This window comes from Microbacterium sp. USTB-Y (genome assembly GCF_023703415.1).
GTDB lineage: Bacteria > Actinomycetota > Actinomycetes > Actinomycetales > Microbacteriaceae > Microbacterium.
In genome coordinates this window covers 67,967-82,727 of sequence record NZ_JAGMTU010000001.1, presented here as the reverse complement: position 1 = coordinate 82,727, position 14,761 = coordinate 67,967, and the positions used below count along the sequence as shown (strand labels likewise).

Below are 14,761 nucleotides of genomic sequence, written 5' to 3'. Positions count from 1 at the left end.
GAGGGGCGGTGTCAATCGACGTTGACGGATCCCGTTCCGCTGTCGGCGAAGGAGCGGACGAGACGCCGCCGGCGCGCGATGCCGATGGCCACGGCCGCCGTCATGAGCAGCGCGAGCTCCGTGCTGCCGAGGGTCAGGGCGGCGCCGTGCAGGGCGTCGAGACCGGACGCGGTGCTCGGAGGCGCCGGATGCCGGTGCCCGCCGATCCCGGATCCGCTCGACGCCACGTGCAGCAGCAGCATGCCGGCCGACATCGCCAGCGCCCCGCCCCAGGCGGTGTCGGGCGGAGCGGTCCGGCGCGGGCGCAGGCACAGCAGGCACCCGGCGGCGAGGGCGAGCATCGCCAGGCCGAGGGGCGACGGCGCCGGCAGCAGCAGCGCGAGGTGCACGACGACGCAGCCGGCCGATGCGAGGAGCACCGCCCCCTGCAGTCCGGTCCAGGCGACCCGTGTCGTCGCTGCCATCCCCGTGCTCTCCCTTCCGTGATGCGCCGAGGCCCCGCGGGCGTGCCCCTCAGCCGTGCTGGAACCAGGTGGTCTTCCAGTCGGTGTAGTTGTCCACCGCATGCCGGGAGAGATCGCGGCCGAATCCCGACTGGCGGAACCCGCCGAACGGCGTGGTGAGCCCCAGGGCGTCGACGGTGTTGACCGACACGGTGCCGGCGACGAGACGCTCCGCCACCCGGTGCGCGCGACCGAAGTCGCTCGTCCACAGCGACGCGGCCAGGCCGTACTCCGTGTCGTTCGCGAGCCGGATCGCCTCGTCCTCGTCGTCGAAGCCCAGCACCGCCACGAGCGGACCGAACACCTCGACATGATGCAGGTCGTGGTCGGCGCCGAGACCGGTGACGATCGCGGGGCGCAGGTAGGCGTCGGATCCGGTGATCGTCACCCTGTCTCCGCCCGCCACGAGCTCGCCGTCCGCGGCCGCCCGCGCGATCGCGGCGGACACCTCGTCGGCATGCGCGCGACTGATCAGGCTGCCGTTCCCCTCGGCGCCCGCGAGCGGGTCGCTCGGGGCGTACTCCTGGGCCGCCGCGGCGAGAAGGGCGACGAACTCGTCGTGCACGGCGCGCTGCACCAGGATCCTCGAGTTCGCCGAGCACACCTGCCCCTGGTTGTAGAACGCGCCGAACGCGGCCTTCGCCGCAGCGGCCTCGAGGTCGGCGTCGGCGAACACGAGGTTCGAGCTCTTCCCGCCCGCCTCCAGCGCCACGCGCTTCATGTTCGAGGTGCCGGCGCTGATCATGAGCCGCTTCGCGACGGCGGTCGAACCGGTGAAGGCGAGCACGTCGATGTCGGGATGCTGCGCGATGCGCTCGCCGACGACGGATCCGCGACCCGGCACGACGTTCAGCACCCCCGCGGGAACTCCCGCCTCGAGTGCCAGATCCGCGAGGCGCAGCGCGCTCAGCGAGGTCTCGGTCGCGGGCTTGTGCACGACGCTGTTCCCGCTCGCGAGGGCGGGGGCGAGCTTCCAGGCCGCGATCTCGAGCGGGTAGTTCCACGGCGTGATCGCGCCGACGACGCCCAGCGGAACGCGCCGCACGAGGGCCGTGGATCCGGGCGGCGTGGCGGGGATCTCATCGAACCGCTTGTCGGCGAGCTCGCCGTACCAGCGGAACGTCTCGGCGGTGCCCGGCACATCGACCGTCAGGGTCTGCGCGATCGGCTTGCCCGAGTCGAGGGTCTCCAGCAGGGCGAGCTCTTCGAGGTTCGCCATGATCAGGTCGGCGAGCCGCACGAGCACCCGACCGCGGTCGGCCGCCGCCCGGCGGCTCCAGGATCCGGCGTCGAAGGCGCGCCGGGCGACGCCGACCGCCCTGTCGACGTCGTCCGTGGTGCCGGAGGCGAGGTCGGCCAGGTGGGCGAGCGAGCCCGGGCTCTGCACGGTGATCGTCGCGCCGTCGGACGCAACGACGCGGCGGCCGTCGATCACGGCGCGTCCGTCGATGCCGAGGCTGCGGCTGCGTGCGGTCCAGTCGATGGTGCTCATGCGGCGCTCTCCTTGAGGGTGGTCTGATCGTGCTGCGGGTCGTCGGAGTCGCGGTCGTGCGGGCGGTCCTCGGCGCCCCGGCCGGCCGGGGTGTCCGAGGCCCGCGGATCCGGGGCGAAGACGTCGATCACCGTCCACGCCATGAGGACGGCTGCGTCCCGCAGGGCCTGCTCCGCGACGGGGCCCACGCAGGCCGCCGCGAACTCCTTCTGATGGTTGCCGTACGGCAGCGATCCGACCCCGATGTAGGGGTGGATCGCGGGGACGAGCTGCGAGACGTTGCCCATGTCCGTCGACGCGCGGTTCATGCGGCCGGCGACCGCGGGATCGGCGAACACCCGCCCGCGGGCGAGCGCATTGCGGCGATAGGCGGCCAGGGCGCGCTCGTCGGTGCGGAACTCCGCGTAGGGCTTGCTCTCCGGAGTGATCCGCAGCGTCGCACCGCTGGCGAGCGCCCCCGCCTCGAAGCAGCGGTTCACCCGCGCCTCGAGCACCTCCAGCTCGGCGAGGGAGTTCGCGCGCACGTACCAGCGCCCCTCGGTCCGCTCCGGGATGGCGTTCGGCGCGTACCCGCCGACGGTCTGCACGCCGTGCACACGGGTGTCGGCGGGCAGCTGCTGGCGGAGCAGGCCGATGGCGACCTGCGCGACCAGGAACGCATCGTTCGCGTTGACGCCCTGATCGGGGTACGCGGCGGCGTGCGCGGAGACCCCGTCGTAGGCGATGTGGCTGTGCGAGACGGCGAACGGCCGCGCCTCGGCGACGTCGACGGGTGCGGGATGCACCATGAGCGCGAGGGCGAGATCCCGGAACGCCCCGGCCTCGATCAGCTCGATCTTGCCGCCGCCGCCCTCCTCCGCCGGTGTGCCGTAGACGCGCACGGTGAGCCCCAGCTCGTCGGCGAGCGGGGCGAGTGCGAGCCCCGCGCCGACCGCGCTCGCGGCGATCAGGTTGTGCCCGCATGCGTGCCCGAGGCCAGGGAGGGCGTCGTACTCCGCCATGATCCCGATGACTGTGGGACCCGAGCCGGCTTCGGCGAGGAACGCGGTCGGAAGCCCCAGGTATCCGGGCGTCAGGCGGAACCCGCCGGCGGCGAGGGCCTCGGCGACCCGGGCCGCCGAGCGGTGCTCCTGCCATGCGGTCTCCGGATCCGCGTGCAGCGCCTCGGAGAGCCGGATCAGGTCGGCGGATGCGGCGGCGACGACCGCGTCCGCCGCGTCCTTGAGCGCGCCGGTCTCACGCATCGCCGGGCACTCCGTACGCGGGGGCGGCCGAGGGATCCAGGCCCCGCGTGACGTAGTCGTCGCGCTGCGGGAGCCAGAGCTCCAGCAGGGTGCCGAGCTCGGCGATCGGATCCCCGTCCGTCCAGTCGACCCGGAGGTCCGTGACCCGCCAGCCGGCGTCGCGCACCACGGAGAGCCCGGCGGAGTGCACAGGGCCCTCCTCGCCGCCGGCGGCGACGGCCGCTTGCAGGGCCGCGAGCAGGCGCCGCTCGAGGTCGCCCTCGGCGGCGGCGAACGCGTCGACCATGAGCTGCGGGATGTCCGTCGAGGCGAGCATGTTGCCGCCCGCGGCGACCCCGGAGCCGGTGGCGGCGCCGACGTTGCCGAGCGCGCGCTCGCCCGAGTAGACGGCCGCGCGCCCCGCCGCATCGACGACGAGGAGCTGGCGGAAGGCGATGTGCGCCGTGCCGGCGACCGCGGCGGCCAGGGCCTCCTCGGACGACGCGCCGCCGCGCAGGGCGTCGAGCAGGATCGGTCCGAGGCGCGGATCCGTGATGTTCTGCGAGTTCACGGCCCCGACGCCGTCGGCCAGGTGCACGCAGCGGGCGGCGACCGCGGGCGAGGACGACGAGATCGCGGATCCGAACGCCCCTGTCTCGTCGCGGGCGACGATCGAGAACGTCATCGCGTCGCCTCGTCGAGGGCGGAGTCGCGGCCGTCGGCGCGGTCGGCCGGGGTGCTGATGACGGCTGTCGCGTCGATCTCGACGAGCCATTCCGGGCGGGCGAGGGCGCTCACGACCAGCCCCGTCGAGACCGGGAACACGCCGGTGAGCCAGCGGCCCATCACCCGGTAGACGGTCTCCCGGTAGCGGGGGTCGATGATGTAGACGACGACCTTGACGATGTCCTGGAGCGAGGATCCGGCCTCCTCCAGCAGCATCGCGATGTTGGCCATGGCCTTCTCCGCCTGGGCCTCGACGTCGCCGATCCCCACCGACTCCCTGGTGTCCAGATCCTGGCCGATCTGTCCCCGCAGGTACACGACGCCGTTCGCGACGACGGCCTGGCAGAGATCGTTGTCGAGGTTCTGCTCGGGGTAGGTGACCTTCGTGTTGAAGGGGCGGATGCGGGTGTGCGCGGTCATCGGGCGACTCCTGACGTGACGAGGGCGGGTTCCGAGGGCTCGGATGCGGGACGGTACGCGGTGTAGCCGCGCTGGATGCCGATCTGGTCGGCGATGTAGCGCGCATCGTGCCAGACGCCCCAGAGGAAGCTGGATCCGCGGCGGGACTGCCAGGGCAGGCCGAGGAAGTAGACCCCCGACTCGGCCGAGACGCCGCGCTGATGGCGGGGGCGGCCCCGCTCGTCGAAGGCCTCGGGGTCGATCTGCAGCCAGGAGTAGTCGAGCGCGAAACCGGTCGCCCACACGATCGAGGCGATGCCCGCGGCCTGCAGGTCGAGCGTGAGGATCGGGTGCGTGAGGCTCTCCGGATCCGGGCCGATCACGTGCGCCTCCGGCTCTTCGGGCAGGTCGAGCCCGTTGCGCCGCACGTAGGCGTCGGCCTCGTCCAGCACGGAGAGGTAGTTCGCGTCGCCCGCGGCGATGTTCGCGCGCAGGTCGGGGGCGATCGCGAGCACGCCGTCCTCAAAGGCGCCGGCGCGGCCGAGCAGGGTGACCCCGGTCGCGGCGAGGGCTCGGAAGTCGACCGTGCGCCCGCCGTGCGCGCCGCTCACGGCGATCGTCACGTGCTCGGCGCCCACCGGGGGAGCGGCCATGTCCCACTTGCCGAGCACGCCCAGCCACCAGCAGAAGTCCCGGCCGCGGTAGCTGCGCGGCGGCCGGTCGTGCGGACCCACCGCGAGGAAGACCTCGCGCCCGGAGCGGCGCAGCTCGTCGGCGATCTGCACGCCTGAGGATCCGGCGCCGACCACGAGCACCGCGCCCTCCGGGAGCTGTGCCGGATTGCGGTACTGGTTCGAGTGGATCTGGTGGATGCCGGCGTCCTCCGGCACGACGGCGGGGATGATCGGGCGCTGGAAGGGGCCGGTCGCGGCGACCACGTAGCGGGCGTCGATCGTGCCCTGGTCGGTCTGCACCCGGAAGCCCGGCCGGCCCGGGAGCCGGGTGACGCTCTGCACCTCGACGCCGGTGCGGATCGGCGCCTCGAACTTCTCGGCATAGGCGACGAGGTAGTCGGCGACCTGCTCCTTGCCCGCGAAGGCGTCGGGGTCCACGTCGAACTCGAGGCCGGGGAACCGGTCGTGCCACGCGGGCCCGTTGGCGACCAGCGAGTCCCAGCGCCAGGAGCGCCAGCGCTCCGCGATGCGATCCCGCTCGACCACCAGGTGCCCGATGCCGGCCCGGCTCAGGTGCTCGCTCATCGCGATGCCCGCCTGGCCGGCGCCGACGACCAGCACTTCCACCTCTTCGTGCGACATCCGTTCCTCCACTGCGCCGTTCTTCCTGCTCTGGTGCTGCTGCTCCTCCATGCTCCCGAGAACGCTGATATCTGTACACTTCACAGAATCGAAGACGTGCATCAATCTGATTGATACTGTGAGGCATGGCCAGACTGCACAGCGCCGACATGACCCTCGTCCAGCTGAGGTACTTCGTCACCGCCGCGTCCTACCGCTCGATGACCGAGGCGTCCGTCGACCTGCACGTCGCCCAGTCGGCGGTGTCGACGGCGATCGCCCAGCTGGAGCGGTCCCTGGGCGTGCAGCTGTTCGTGCGCCAGCGCAGCAAGGGCCTCGCGCTGACGGAGGCGGGCGAGCAGCTGCTGCACGACGCGCAGTCCCTGCTCGCGCAGGTGGAGGAGATGGCGGACACCGTCCGCGGCCGCCACCATCAGGTGCGCGGCACCCTGCGACTGGCGTGCTTCGTCACCCTTGCGCCGTTCGTGCTGCCGCGCCTCATCTCGCGCGTCGAGCAGGAGCATCCCGACCTGCGCATCGAGATCATCGAGGCCGACATGGAGGGCACGACCGAGCTGCTGCTCTCGGGCGCGGTCGAGGGTGGCATCGTCTACGACTTCGGGCGGGTGCACGACCTGGCCTTCGATCCGCTCTTCTCGGCGGCTCCGCACGTGATCCTCGCCGCCGATCACCCGCTCGCCGATCGTGCCGGGATCGCGCTGGCGGACCTCGCCGAGAGCGAGCTCGTGCTCCTCGACCTGCCGCACTCGCGGGAGTACTTCCTGGGCATCCTCGAGGACGCCGGCGTCGCGCCGCGGGTGCGCTACAGCTCGCACAGCTACGAGACGGTGCGTTCGCTCGTCGCCCGCGGTCACGGCTACTCGATCCTGAACCAGGTGCCGCTCGCCGCCACGACCTACGACGGGGGCGCGCTCCGGGCGCTACCGATCGCCGGTGAGGCGCCCCCGCTCGAGGTGTGCTTCGCCCGGGTCGCACGGGTGCGGCCGACCGCGCGGACGCGGGCGGTGGCCGCTCTCGCCCGCGAGCTGTTCGGCACCGATCCGCGCTGATGCCGCCGGCGGTCGAGGGCGTGTGGGTGTTCCTTCCGGGGTCGTTGGGCTTCCGGGGTCGTTGGGCGGGGGCGTGTGGGGGTTCCTTCCGGGGTCGTTGGGCAAGGGCCGTGGTGGGGGTTCCTTCCGGGGTCGTTGGGTGAGGGGCGTGTGGGGGATCCTTCCGGGGTCGTTGGGTGAGGGGCGTGTGGGGGATCCTTCCGGGGTCGTTGGGTGAGGGGCGTGTGGGGGTTCCCTCCGGGGTCGTTGGGTGAGGGGCGTGTGGGGGTTCCTTCCGGGGTCGTTGGGTGAGGGGCGTGTGGGGGTTCCCTCCGGGGTCGTTGGGTGAGGGGCGTGTGGGGGTTCCCTCCGGGGTCGTTGAGCGAGGACGCCGAAGGCGACCGAGACGAAACGCGGCTTCCCGCAGATCTCCGCCAAGCGTCGCCCGTGTTCCGGAGAATGCCTGTTCAGCGCGTGAATCTGGCTGTGGATAACTTTCGAAGATCTCTTCGATACCTGGTAGGATCGAGGCATGACCAGCACCCTTGATCCGCTCCTGGAGGCCACCCGGCTTCTGGCTGCGGCGTGGGGTGATGCGTCCTCTGGTGCAGGGTTGTCGCGGGCGCAGCTGGTCGTCGTGAATGAGGCGATCGGGTCGGCGAGACGGTGTCTGGACGCGGTGCATGCGGAGGTCGCGGCGGGCATCGCCCACGAGTCACGCCCGGAGCTGGGGCCGGAGTCGTTGGCGAAGCAGCAGGGGTTCCGGACCACGGCGCAGTTGATCGCGACGACCACGGGCGCGACCACCGGCGACGCCGCCCGGCTGGTGCGAGTGGGAGAGGCGACGGCGCCACGCACGAACCTGATCGGGGAGTCGTTGCCCGCGAAGTTCCCGGCCGTACGCGAGGCGCTGTCGGCGGGCCGGATCGGCGCGGCCGTTGCGAGCACCATCGTGACTTTCCTGGAGCGGGTCCGACGGACCGTGGGCGCTGCATGCGGTGGTGAGGCCGAGGAGTTCCTCACCGCGAGGGCTCCGGGCCTCTCGCACGACGAGGTACGGCGGATGATCACTCGCCTGGAGGCGCATCTGGATCCGGACGGGCTGGCCCCGCGGGAGGACGAGCTGCGGGCGAGGGCCTCGCTGTCGATGTTCGAGCGGGACGGGATGCTGCACCTGACCGCGACTCTGGACCCGGCCCGGGGCACGGCGGTGAAGACGGCGATCCAGGGATTCGTGTCGGCGGAGTTCGCCGCGAAACGAGACGGCCGTGATCCGCAGGCTCTCGATGCGGATCGGCGCCCGGTGACCGCGATCCAGGCGGACGCGCTCGTGCACCTCGCGGAGCATGCCTTGTCGTGTCTGAAGAACAAGACGTTGAACGGGGCGACGGTGATCGTCAGAGTGAACGCCGCGGATCTGGAGGCCGGGACCGGATCCGGACTCGTCGACGGGATCGAGCAGCCTGTCAGCATCGACACCGTCCGGCGCATGGCCGGCGGAGGCGGGACCATCCGGTGGGTGTGCGGGGAGGACGGGGAGGTCCTGAACTGGGGTCGGGACCGGCGCCTGTTCAGCCGCGCCCAGCGTCTTGCCCTGGCCGAACGGGACGGCGGATGCGCGTTCTGCGGCCTGCCGCCGGGGATGACGAAGGCGCACCACATCGAGTGGTGGAAACGCGACTGCGGGCGCACGGATCTGAACAACGGGGTGTTGTTGTGCGAGACGTGTCATCATCTGATCCACGACAACGGCTGGGGCATTCGCATCGAAGGGATCGGCGTACGCGCGAAGGTCTGGTTCCTGCCGCCACCGTCGACCGACCCGAATCGAACACCGCGCCTCGGCGGACGAGCACGCACGGAGATCGTGGCCTGACGGTCCGGTCGCACGCGCTGATGCCACCGCCGGCGGTCGTTGAGCGAGGGGCGTGTGGGGTTCCCCCGGGGTCGGCGAGCGAGGGCGTGCCGGGGGCGCCGCCGGGGTCGTTGAGCGAGGGGCGTGTGGGGTTCCCCCGGGGTCGGGGAGCGAGGGCGTGCCGGGGGCCCCGCCGGGGTCGTTGAGCGAGGGGCGTGTGGGGTTCCCTCGGGTCGGCGAGCGAGGGCGTGCCGGGGCCCCGCCGGGGTCGGCGAACGAGGGCGTGCCGGGGCCCCGCCGGGGTCGTTGAGCGAGGACGCCGAAGGCGACCGAGACGAAACGCGGTGCCCTCACGAGAGCACCGTGTTTCGTCTCGGTCCGGCTGCGCCGGCGCTCGCTCAACGACCCCAGGAGGTCAGCAGCGGCACTCGCCGTCGGGGCAGTGCGCGCAGGCGTGACCGCTCGGCGACGGCGGCGCGTCGAGTGCGGGGTTCTTGTCGAAGAACCCGGTCGGCTTGAGCGTGAAGCCGGTGTAGTCCACGGGCATGATCGGCCAGTCCTCGGTGCGCGGGAAGTGCGTCAGGCCGAAGCTGTGCCAGAGCACGATGTCCTCGCCGTCGATCCCGCGGTCCGCCTTCTGGAACTCCGGCAGGCCCGGGGATCCGACGCTCTGGTTCACGAAGTCCCCGGCGGGGTAGCGCTCGCCCTCCGCGTAGCGGGTGACCCACAGGTGCTCGGTCGCGAAGGCCGCCCGCCTGCTGATCGACGAGCCGTCGGCGGCGGCGAGCGTGGGCTGGCCCTCGGGGAACAGCGTGTAGGCGACGGGCTCGCCCACGACGTTGCGCTTCTCGGTGTTGACGACCTCCCATACCCGGCCGAGGGAGCCGTCGGCGCGGCGCCGGGCCTCCGACTCGGTGCCCAGCACCCGACGGGACCGGGTGAACGCGTTGCCGTGCGGGTTGCCCTCGCCCTGCGGCACCCGCTTCAGATCGAGCTCGTGAACGGCGTTGCGCTCGCCGTCGACGGCCATGTCGAGCCGCGCGCAGAAGAGGTGCTGGTGATAGGGCGCCGCAAGCCCCGGAGCGATCTGCGAGGCGTAGGGGTAGCCCTCGCCGGGGTAGCGCGCGGTGAACACGATGCCCGTCGCCTTGGCCTCGAACTGGATCGTGCCGTCCAGGGAGAAGTACCAGTAGAAGCCGTAGTCGTAGTTGCCGACGGTGGTGAAGAAGCTCACCACGAGCCGGCGCTGGCGGCGCGACGAGCGGTGCTGCGCCCACTCGTCGGTGTGCTTCCAGAGCAGTCCGAAGTCCTCCTCGTGGATGCAGATGCCCTGCGGGATCTCCCGGGGATTGCCGAAGTCGTCCGCGACCACGGGGGAGATGTAGGTGATCTCACCGAGGCAGTCGCAGCCGAGCTCGAGCGAGTTCGCGTCGCGGCCGACGAGGTACTCGCCGGTGTCGAAGTAGTTCTGCCAGGAGCGGTACGGAGCGGGATCCCCGTAGGGCACGACCATCTCCGCGATCGAGGCGCGCTCGACGATGGAGCGGCGGGTGCCGTGGTCGTCGAACCCGATCTGGCCGAGCACGAGCCCCTCCCGCGCATCGAAGCCGACGTGCAGGTCCCACTTCTGCCAGCGCAGCACGTTGCCGTCGAGGGTGAAGCTCGGGCCCTCCGGCTGGGTGATGTGCAGGGGCTTCAGATCGGTGCGGAGGGGACCGGTGATCTCCGGATCCTCGAAGTTGTCGTTCGCCATCGGGATCGCCGCCGGACCGTCGTCGATGATCCGCACGACTTTCCGCTCGATCATGTCGACGAAGGCGACCAGCTGATCCACCGGGTGGCCCCAGGCGTAGTCGTGCTCGTCCCGCTGCACGAAGGCGAGGCCGCGCAGCAGGCGCCTGCCCTCCTCGCCCTCGTAGTCGAAGATGCCCGCGCTCAGCGGAGCCACTCGCACATCATCCGGGGTGAGTCCGCGGGAGGCGAGCGCGGACCGCCAGCCCTCGTCGGCCTTGAGGATCCCCTCGATCGCGTCGAACTCCTCGAACAGCACGGGGGCCTGACCGCTCAGGGCGGGGTCGACGTCGACCGCCGAGATCGTGGTGCCGGCGCGGAGGTCGATCAGCACGTCGGTGGTCGCGCCGGTCGCGGTGTCGAGCAAGATGGCCCTGGCCTCGCGCGGCACCGGCCCGCCGGAGCGGAGCACGGACTTCGCCGGCTCGCGGAGCGAGAGGTACGCGACGCGCACGCTCTCGCCGAGGCGGCCCTCGGCGACGAGGTGGTCGCGCGCGGCGGTGATCTCGGTGGCGCTCAGCGGATCCAGCGGGTGGGTGGCGACGCTCGTCGCGGTCTCGGGAATGGTCACGGTGTCTCCTTTTGGCGGACCGGGGTCACGGGATGCGGGTGGCGGGGCGGTTCTCGTGGGCCGCGAGCGCGTCGACCTCTGCGGCCGACTCGGCGGCGGGATCCTCGGGAGAGTATCCCGGGCGGCGCCGTTCGTACAGGTAGCCGACGAGGGCGAGCAGGGCGATCACGACGAGGGTGCTGATCGTGAAGCCCTCGAAGGTGAGGCGATCGACCCCCCACACGTCGTGGAAGTCGTAATCGACGCCGAAGAGGGCCTCCAGCGTGCCGGGGAAGACGGCGACCCAGGATCCCAGCACGACCCAGGCGTAGATGACGACCGTGCAGATCCACAGCCCCGCGGTGCCGCCCGGCACGCGGAACGGGCGCGGGACGTCGGGGTGCTTCCGGCGCAGCGCGATGACCGTGGGGAAGATCACCAGGTACGACAGCAGCAGGGTGGAGATCGCCACCGTCAGCACGACCGTGAACGCGGCGGCGGCGCTGCCGCTGAGCAGCACGGTCGCGGCGATGCAGAAGACGGTGGCGACGATGCCGGAGAGCATGTTCATCCGCACCGGGGTGCCCAGGCGCGGCGAGAACCGGCCGAAGTAGCGGAAGAAGGCCCCGTCGGCGCCCGCCGCGGCCTGCACCCGGTCGGACGCGATCATCCAGGCGCTCGCCTGCGTGAGCACGACGAAGACGAAGACGATCGCCGCGAGCCACATGAGCGGGCCCGCCGCGGGGCCGTAGACCCGGAACACCTCCTTGAAGGCGTCCAGCAGGCCGGTGGCGCCCTGCACCTTGTCGGCGGGGAGCACGGCGAGGATGGCGAAGATCGGCACCAGGTAGCACAGGATCGAGATCAGGCCCGAGGAGGCCACCGCCTTGGGCACGTCCTTCTGCGGGTCGCGCATCTCCTCGGCGGCGCCGTTGGGGGCCTCGAAGCCGACGACCGCGAACAGGATCACGGGAGTCACGGCGAGGAAGCCGCCGAGGGTGGGAGAGAACTCGCCGGCCGCGTAGCCGTGCACGCCGTTCTGGAGGGCGTAGATCACCACCGTGACGACGAAGATCGCCAGGAGCGCCACCTTCGCGATGCCACCGACGGCGACGATGATCTTGCCGTAGCGCAGTCCGATGATCGCGACGAGGATCGCGAGCCAGATGAACCCGATCTTGAAGACGTAGTCGCCGATGCTGCCCGAGGGCAGAGGAGAGATGTAGGCGTCCCAGGTGGCCGCCGAGATGAACACGAGTGAGCCGCCCATCCAGAGCGGGTTGGTGATCCAGTAGAACATCGTGGCGATCGAGGCGGCGAGCTTGCCGAAGGCCAGACGGACCCAGACGAAGGGGCCGCCCTCCTCATGGAAGGCGCTGCCGAGCTCGGAGACGACGAAGGCATAGGGGAGCAGGAACGTCACGCCGATCACCAGCGTCCAGGTGAACGCCTGCGCCCCGCCTCCCGCGGCGATCTGGGCGACCGTGTCGATCGAGATGATGGCTGCGATCGACAGGAAGATGATGTCGAGTCGGCCCAGCGTCTTGCGGAAGTTCTCGGTGCGTATGGCGGATGTGGCGATCTCAACGCTCATCAGGACTCCTCTGTCCGTCTCGTGCGGATCTGCGCGGCGCTGTGCAGGGCTGCGACGGTGCTCTTCGGGTGATGGAGCCAGTCAACCCCGCCCGGGTTCGATCGCGCCAATACACAGTAAAGCGGCGCTGCATCAATTGAAATGATGCAGCGCCGCCGATGCCCCGGGCTCAGAGCAGAGCGGGGGCGCCGAGGTCGTCCTCGTACGCGTGGTCCTTGGTCTCCGGGATGAGGATGAGCGCGATCAGCGTCAGCACCGCCATCGCCGAGAGGTAGATCCCGACGAGCACGGGGGAGCCGTCGGCCAGCTGCCAGAGCCACACCGCGATCAGCGGGGCGACGGCCGCGCCCAGGATCGAGGACACGTTGTAGGCGACGGCGGACCCCGTGTAGCGGACGTTGGTGGGGAACAGCTCGGGCAGCAGAGCGCCCATCGGGCCGAAGGTCGTGCCCATGAGCAGGAAGCCCAGGATGAGGAACGACTGCGTGAGGACCACCGCGAAGGGCTCGCCGGCATGCCGGCCGAGGAACAGCGGGAACGTGAAGCCGAACAGGATGATCGCGACCGTGGTCCAGATCAGGAGCTTCCGGCGGCCGATCCGGTCCGCCCAGGGGCCGGACAGCAGGGTGAAGATGCCGAAGAAGACCACGCCGACGATCTGCATCACCACGAAATCGGTGTAGCCGAAGCCCTGGCCCGGATAGAACTGCGCGGCGAACGCGGCCGCATCGAACGGGGCGCCCTTGGCTTCGGCTGCCTTCTGCGCGGCGGCCGAGGCGACCTCCACCGACGACGGCTTGGTGCCGAACGAGAGCGTGAAGTTCGTCATCAGGTAGAACAGCACGTAGGTGGCGAGCATCACGAACGTGCCCAGCACGAGGTGCTTCCCGTGGTGGCGGAACACCGTCGCCAGCGGGAGCTTGCGGATCGCGCCGGTGTCCTCGGCCTTCTTGAACGTCTGCGACTCGACGAGGCGGAGCCGCACCCACAGGCCGATCACGACCATGACCGCGGAGAACAGGAACGGCACCCGCCAGCCCCAGCTCAGGAAGGCCTCGGACTTCTGCGTCGGATCCGTGGCGTGCGGCAGGAGCGCGTTGATGATGAGGAACAGGCCGTTGGCGATGATGAACCCGAGCGGTGCGCCCAGCTGCGGGAACGAGCCGTACCAGGCGCGCTTGCCCTCGGGAGCGTTCTCGGTCGCGACCAGGGCCGCGCCCGACCACTCACCGCCGAGGGCGAACCCCTGCGCGAGCCGCAGGATGAGCAGCAGCAGCGCCGCCCACCAGTTGATCTGCTGGAAGGTCGGCAGCACCCCGATCAGGAACGTCGCGATGCCCATGGTCAGCAGCGAGGCGACGAGCGTGGCCTTGCGCCCGTACCGGTCGCCGAAGTGCCCGAACACCATGGCGCCGATCGGGCGGGCGATCATCGCGGCGCCGAAGACGCCGAACGACGCGAGCAGCGCCGTCGTGTCGTTCCCGGTCGGGAAGAACAGGATCGGGAAGACCAGGACCGCCGCGGTCGCGTACACGTAGAAGTCGTAGAACTCGATCGTGGTGCCGATGAGGCTGGCGAGGATCACCCTCGATCGGGGATTCGCGGGTGCGGTCGTCTCGGTGCTCATGCGGTCCTCCGGTCGGTGCGTCGGTCAGTGCCCGTCAGGCCCCCAACCGCACGACGAGCACGGGGGAGTCTACGCCCGGCGTTCAGCGGATCCACAGGCGGACACGCGCGCACGGCGGAGTGTGACGCCGCCGCCGGGATCCGGAACGCGAGAACGCGGGATCCGACGGATCGGATCCCGCGTTCTCGCTGTCTCTGCGGAGGTCAGTGCGGCGTCACCAGATGGCGGCGATGCCCGCGTTCGCGGCGGTCAGGATGCCGACGAGCCAGAACATCGCCGGCGGGACGGCCTGGCCGCGCTTCTGGCGGGCCGAGCCGATGCCGATCAGGGCGCCGATGATCAGCAGGATCACGAGCTTGGTGCCGATCTTGGCGTAGTTCATGCTCACGCCTTCGGGGAGGCCCCAGGGCGCGGCGAGGGCGAGCCCGGCGACACCGGCGATCGCGAGGCCGGTGTTCATCAGGCTGGTCATCTGCTTCTTGCCGCCGAAGGCCTGCACGGCCCAGGCGCCGAACAGCGTGGCGAAGCCGAGGAGATGGACGAACAGCACGATGTGGCGCAGGGTTTCCATGACCTCAGGCTAGGCCCGGGCGGGTTCCGGCGCCAGGAAGGTGCACCTCTCCCACCGTCTCCAACTGCGAGTCGTGCCCCCGAGCA

At 71.1% G+C, this 14,761-nt stretch carries 12 protein-coding genes; 2 read left to right on the top strand and 10 right to left on the bottom strand.

The annotated features are described in order from the left end of the window. Positions 1-11: 11 nt before the first annotated feature. The 6 genes from J8G10_RS00370 to J8G10_RS00345 are packed head-to-tail and all read right to left on the bottom strand — an operon-like array spanning position 12 to position 5,659. Positions 12-464: a hypothetical protein gene (locus tag J8G10_RS00370; protein WP_251438493.1), complete on the bottom strand. Its 453-nt coding sequence runs from the start codon at positions 462-464 to the stop codon at positions 12-14. Between the two features lie 49 nt (positions 465-513). Beyond that, complete coding sequence (locus tag J8G10_RS00365) at positions 514-1,995, bottom strand: aldehyde dehydrogenase family protein (RefSeq protein ID WP_251438492.1); 1,482 nt, start codon at positions 1,993-1,995, stop codon at positions 514-516. After that, positions 1,992-3,239, bottom strand: a complete 1,248-nt coding sequence (locus J8G10_RS00360; protein ID WP_251438491.1) for a M20 family metallopeptidase — start codon at positions 3,237-3,239, stop codon at positions 1,992-1,994. Before J8G10_RS00360 ends, J8G10_RS00365 begins: the two co-directional genes overlap by 4 nt. Continuing rightward, on the bottom strand, positions 3,232-3,903 hold the full coding sequence (locus tag J8G10_RS00355) for a DUF1028 domain-containing protein (protein ID WP_251438490.1): 672 nt from the start codon (positions 3,901-3,903) through the stop codon (positions 3,232-3,234). Before J8G10_RS00355 ends, J8G10_RS00360 begins: the two co-directional genes overlap by 8 nt. Continuing rightward, complete coding sequence (locus tag J8G10_RS00350) at positions 3,900-4,364, bottom strand: RidA family protein (RefSeq protein WP_251438489.1); 465 nt, start codon at positions 4,362-4,364, stop codon at positions 3,900-3,902. Before J8G10_RS00350 ends, J8G10_RS00355 begins: the two co-directional genes overlap by 4 nt. Then, positions 4,361-5,659 (bottom strand): NAD(P)/FAD-dependent oxidoreductase, encoded by a 1,299-nt coding sequence (locus tag J8G10_RS00345; RefSeq protein WP_251438488.1) that lies wholly within the window; start codon positions 5,657-5,659, stop codon positions 4,361-4,363. Before J8G10_RS00345 ends, J8G10_RS00350 begins: the two co-directional genes overlap by 4 nt. Before the next feature lie 125 nt (positions 5,660-5,784). On the opposite strand from J8G10_RS00345, the gene J8G10_RS00340 reads away from it, so the two are divergent. Then, complete coding sequence (locus J8G10_RS00340; protein WP_251438487.1) at positions 5,785-6,708, top strand: LysR substrate-binding domain-containing protein; 924 nt, start codon at positions 5,785-5,787, stop codon at positions 6,706-6,708. Between the two features lie 511 nt (positions 6,709-7,219). Then, positions 7,220-8,563 (top strand): HNH endonuclease signature motif containing protein, encoded by a 1,344-nt coding sequence (locus J8G10_RS00335; protein WP_251438486.1) that lies wholly within the window; start codon positions 7,220-7,222, stop codon positions 8,561-8,563. Positions 8,564-8,957: 394 nt separating this feature from the next. Here J8G10_RS00335 and J8G10_RS00330 read toward each other — a convergent pair whose 3' ends face one another. The 4 genes from J8G10_RS00330 to J8G10_RS00315 all read right to left on the bottom strand — a co-directional run bounded on the left by J8G10_RS00330 (position 8,958) and on the right by J8G10_RS00315 (position 14,675). After that, positions 8,958-10,904 carry a primary-amine oxidase gene (locus J8G10_RS00330; protein ID WP_251438485.1) on the bottom strand — a complete coding sequence of 649 codons (1,947 nt, stop codon included), beginning with the start codon at positions 10,902-10,904 and terminating at the stop codon, positions 8,958-8,960. A gap of 25 nt (positions 10,905-10,929) precedes the next feature. Further along, complete coding sequence (locus J8G10_RS00325) at positions 10,930-12,477, bottom strand: APC family permease (RefSeq protein ID WP_251438484.1); 1,548 nt, start codon at positions 12,475-12,477, stop codon at positions 10,930-10,932. 169 nt (positions 12,478-12,646) lie between these two features. Then, positions 12,647-14,104: an MFS transporter gene (locus J8G10_RS00320; protein WP_251438483.1), complete on the bottom strand. Its 1,458-nt coding sequence runs from the start codon at positions 14,102-14,104 to the stop codon at positions 12,647-12,649. Between the two features lie 214 nt (positions 14,105-14,318). Continuing rightward, the gene (locus J8G10_RS00315) at positions 14,319-14,675 is read right to left on the bottom strand and encodes a Fe-S protein (RefSeq protein WP_251438482.1); all 357 of its coding nucleotides are present in this window, start codon (positions 14,673-14,675) and stop codon (positions 14,319-14,321) included. Positions 14,676-14,761 lie beyond the last annotated feature (86 nt).

Bases quoted from the DNA above. Each gene is read 5' to 3' on its own strand.
- J8G10_RS00370 (WP_251438493.1), bottom strand. From the start codon at position 464: ATGGCAGCGACGACACGGGTCGCCTGGACCGGACTGCAGGGGGCGGTG.
- J8G10_RS00365 (WP_251438492.1), bottom strand. From the start codon at position 1,995: ATGAGCACCATCGACTGGACCGCACGCAGCCGCAGCCTCGGCATCGAC.
- J8G10_RS00360 (WP_251438491.1), bottom strand. From the start codon at position 3,239: ATGCGTGAGACCGGCGCGCTCAAGGACGCGGCGGACGCGGTCGTCGCC.
- J8G10_RS00355 (WP_251438490.1), bottom strand. From the start codon at position 3,903: ATGACGTTCTCGATCGTCGCCCGCGACGAGACAGGGGCGTTCGGATCC.
- J8G10_RS00350 (WP_251438489.1), bottom strand. From the start codon at position 4,364: ATGACCGCGCACACCCGCATCCGCCCCTTCAACACGAAGGTCACCTAC.
- J8G10_RS00345 (WP_251438488.1), bottom strand. From the start codon at position 5,659: ATGTCGCACGAAGAGGTGGAAGTGCTGGTCGTCGGCGCCGGCCAGGCG.
- J8G10_RS00340 (WP_251438487.1), top strand. From the start codon at position 5,785: ATGGCCAGACTGCACAGCGCCGACATGACCCTCGTCCAGCTGAGGTAC.
- J8G10_RS00335 (WP_251438486.1), top strand. From the start codon at position 7,220: ATGACCAGCACCCTTGATCCGCTCCTGGAGGCCACCCGGCTTCTGGCT.
- J8G10_RS00325 (WP_251438484.1), bottom strand. From the start codon at position 12,477: ATGAGCGTTGAGATCGCCACATCCGCCATACGCACCGAGAACTTCCGC.
- J8G10_RS00320 (WP_251438483.1), bottom strand. From the start codon at position 14,104: ATGAGCACCGAGACGACCGCACCCGCGAATCCCCGATCGAGGGTGATC.
- J8G10_RS00315 (WP_251438482.1), bottom strand. From the start codon at position 14,675: ATGGAAACCCTGCGCCACATCGTGCTGTTCGTCCATCTCCTCGGCTTC.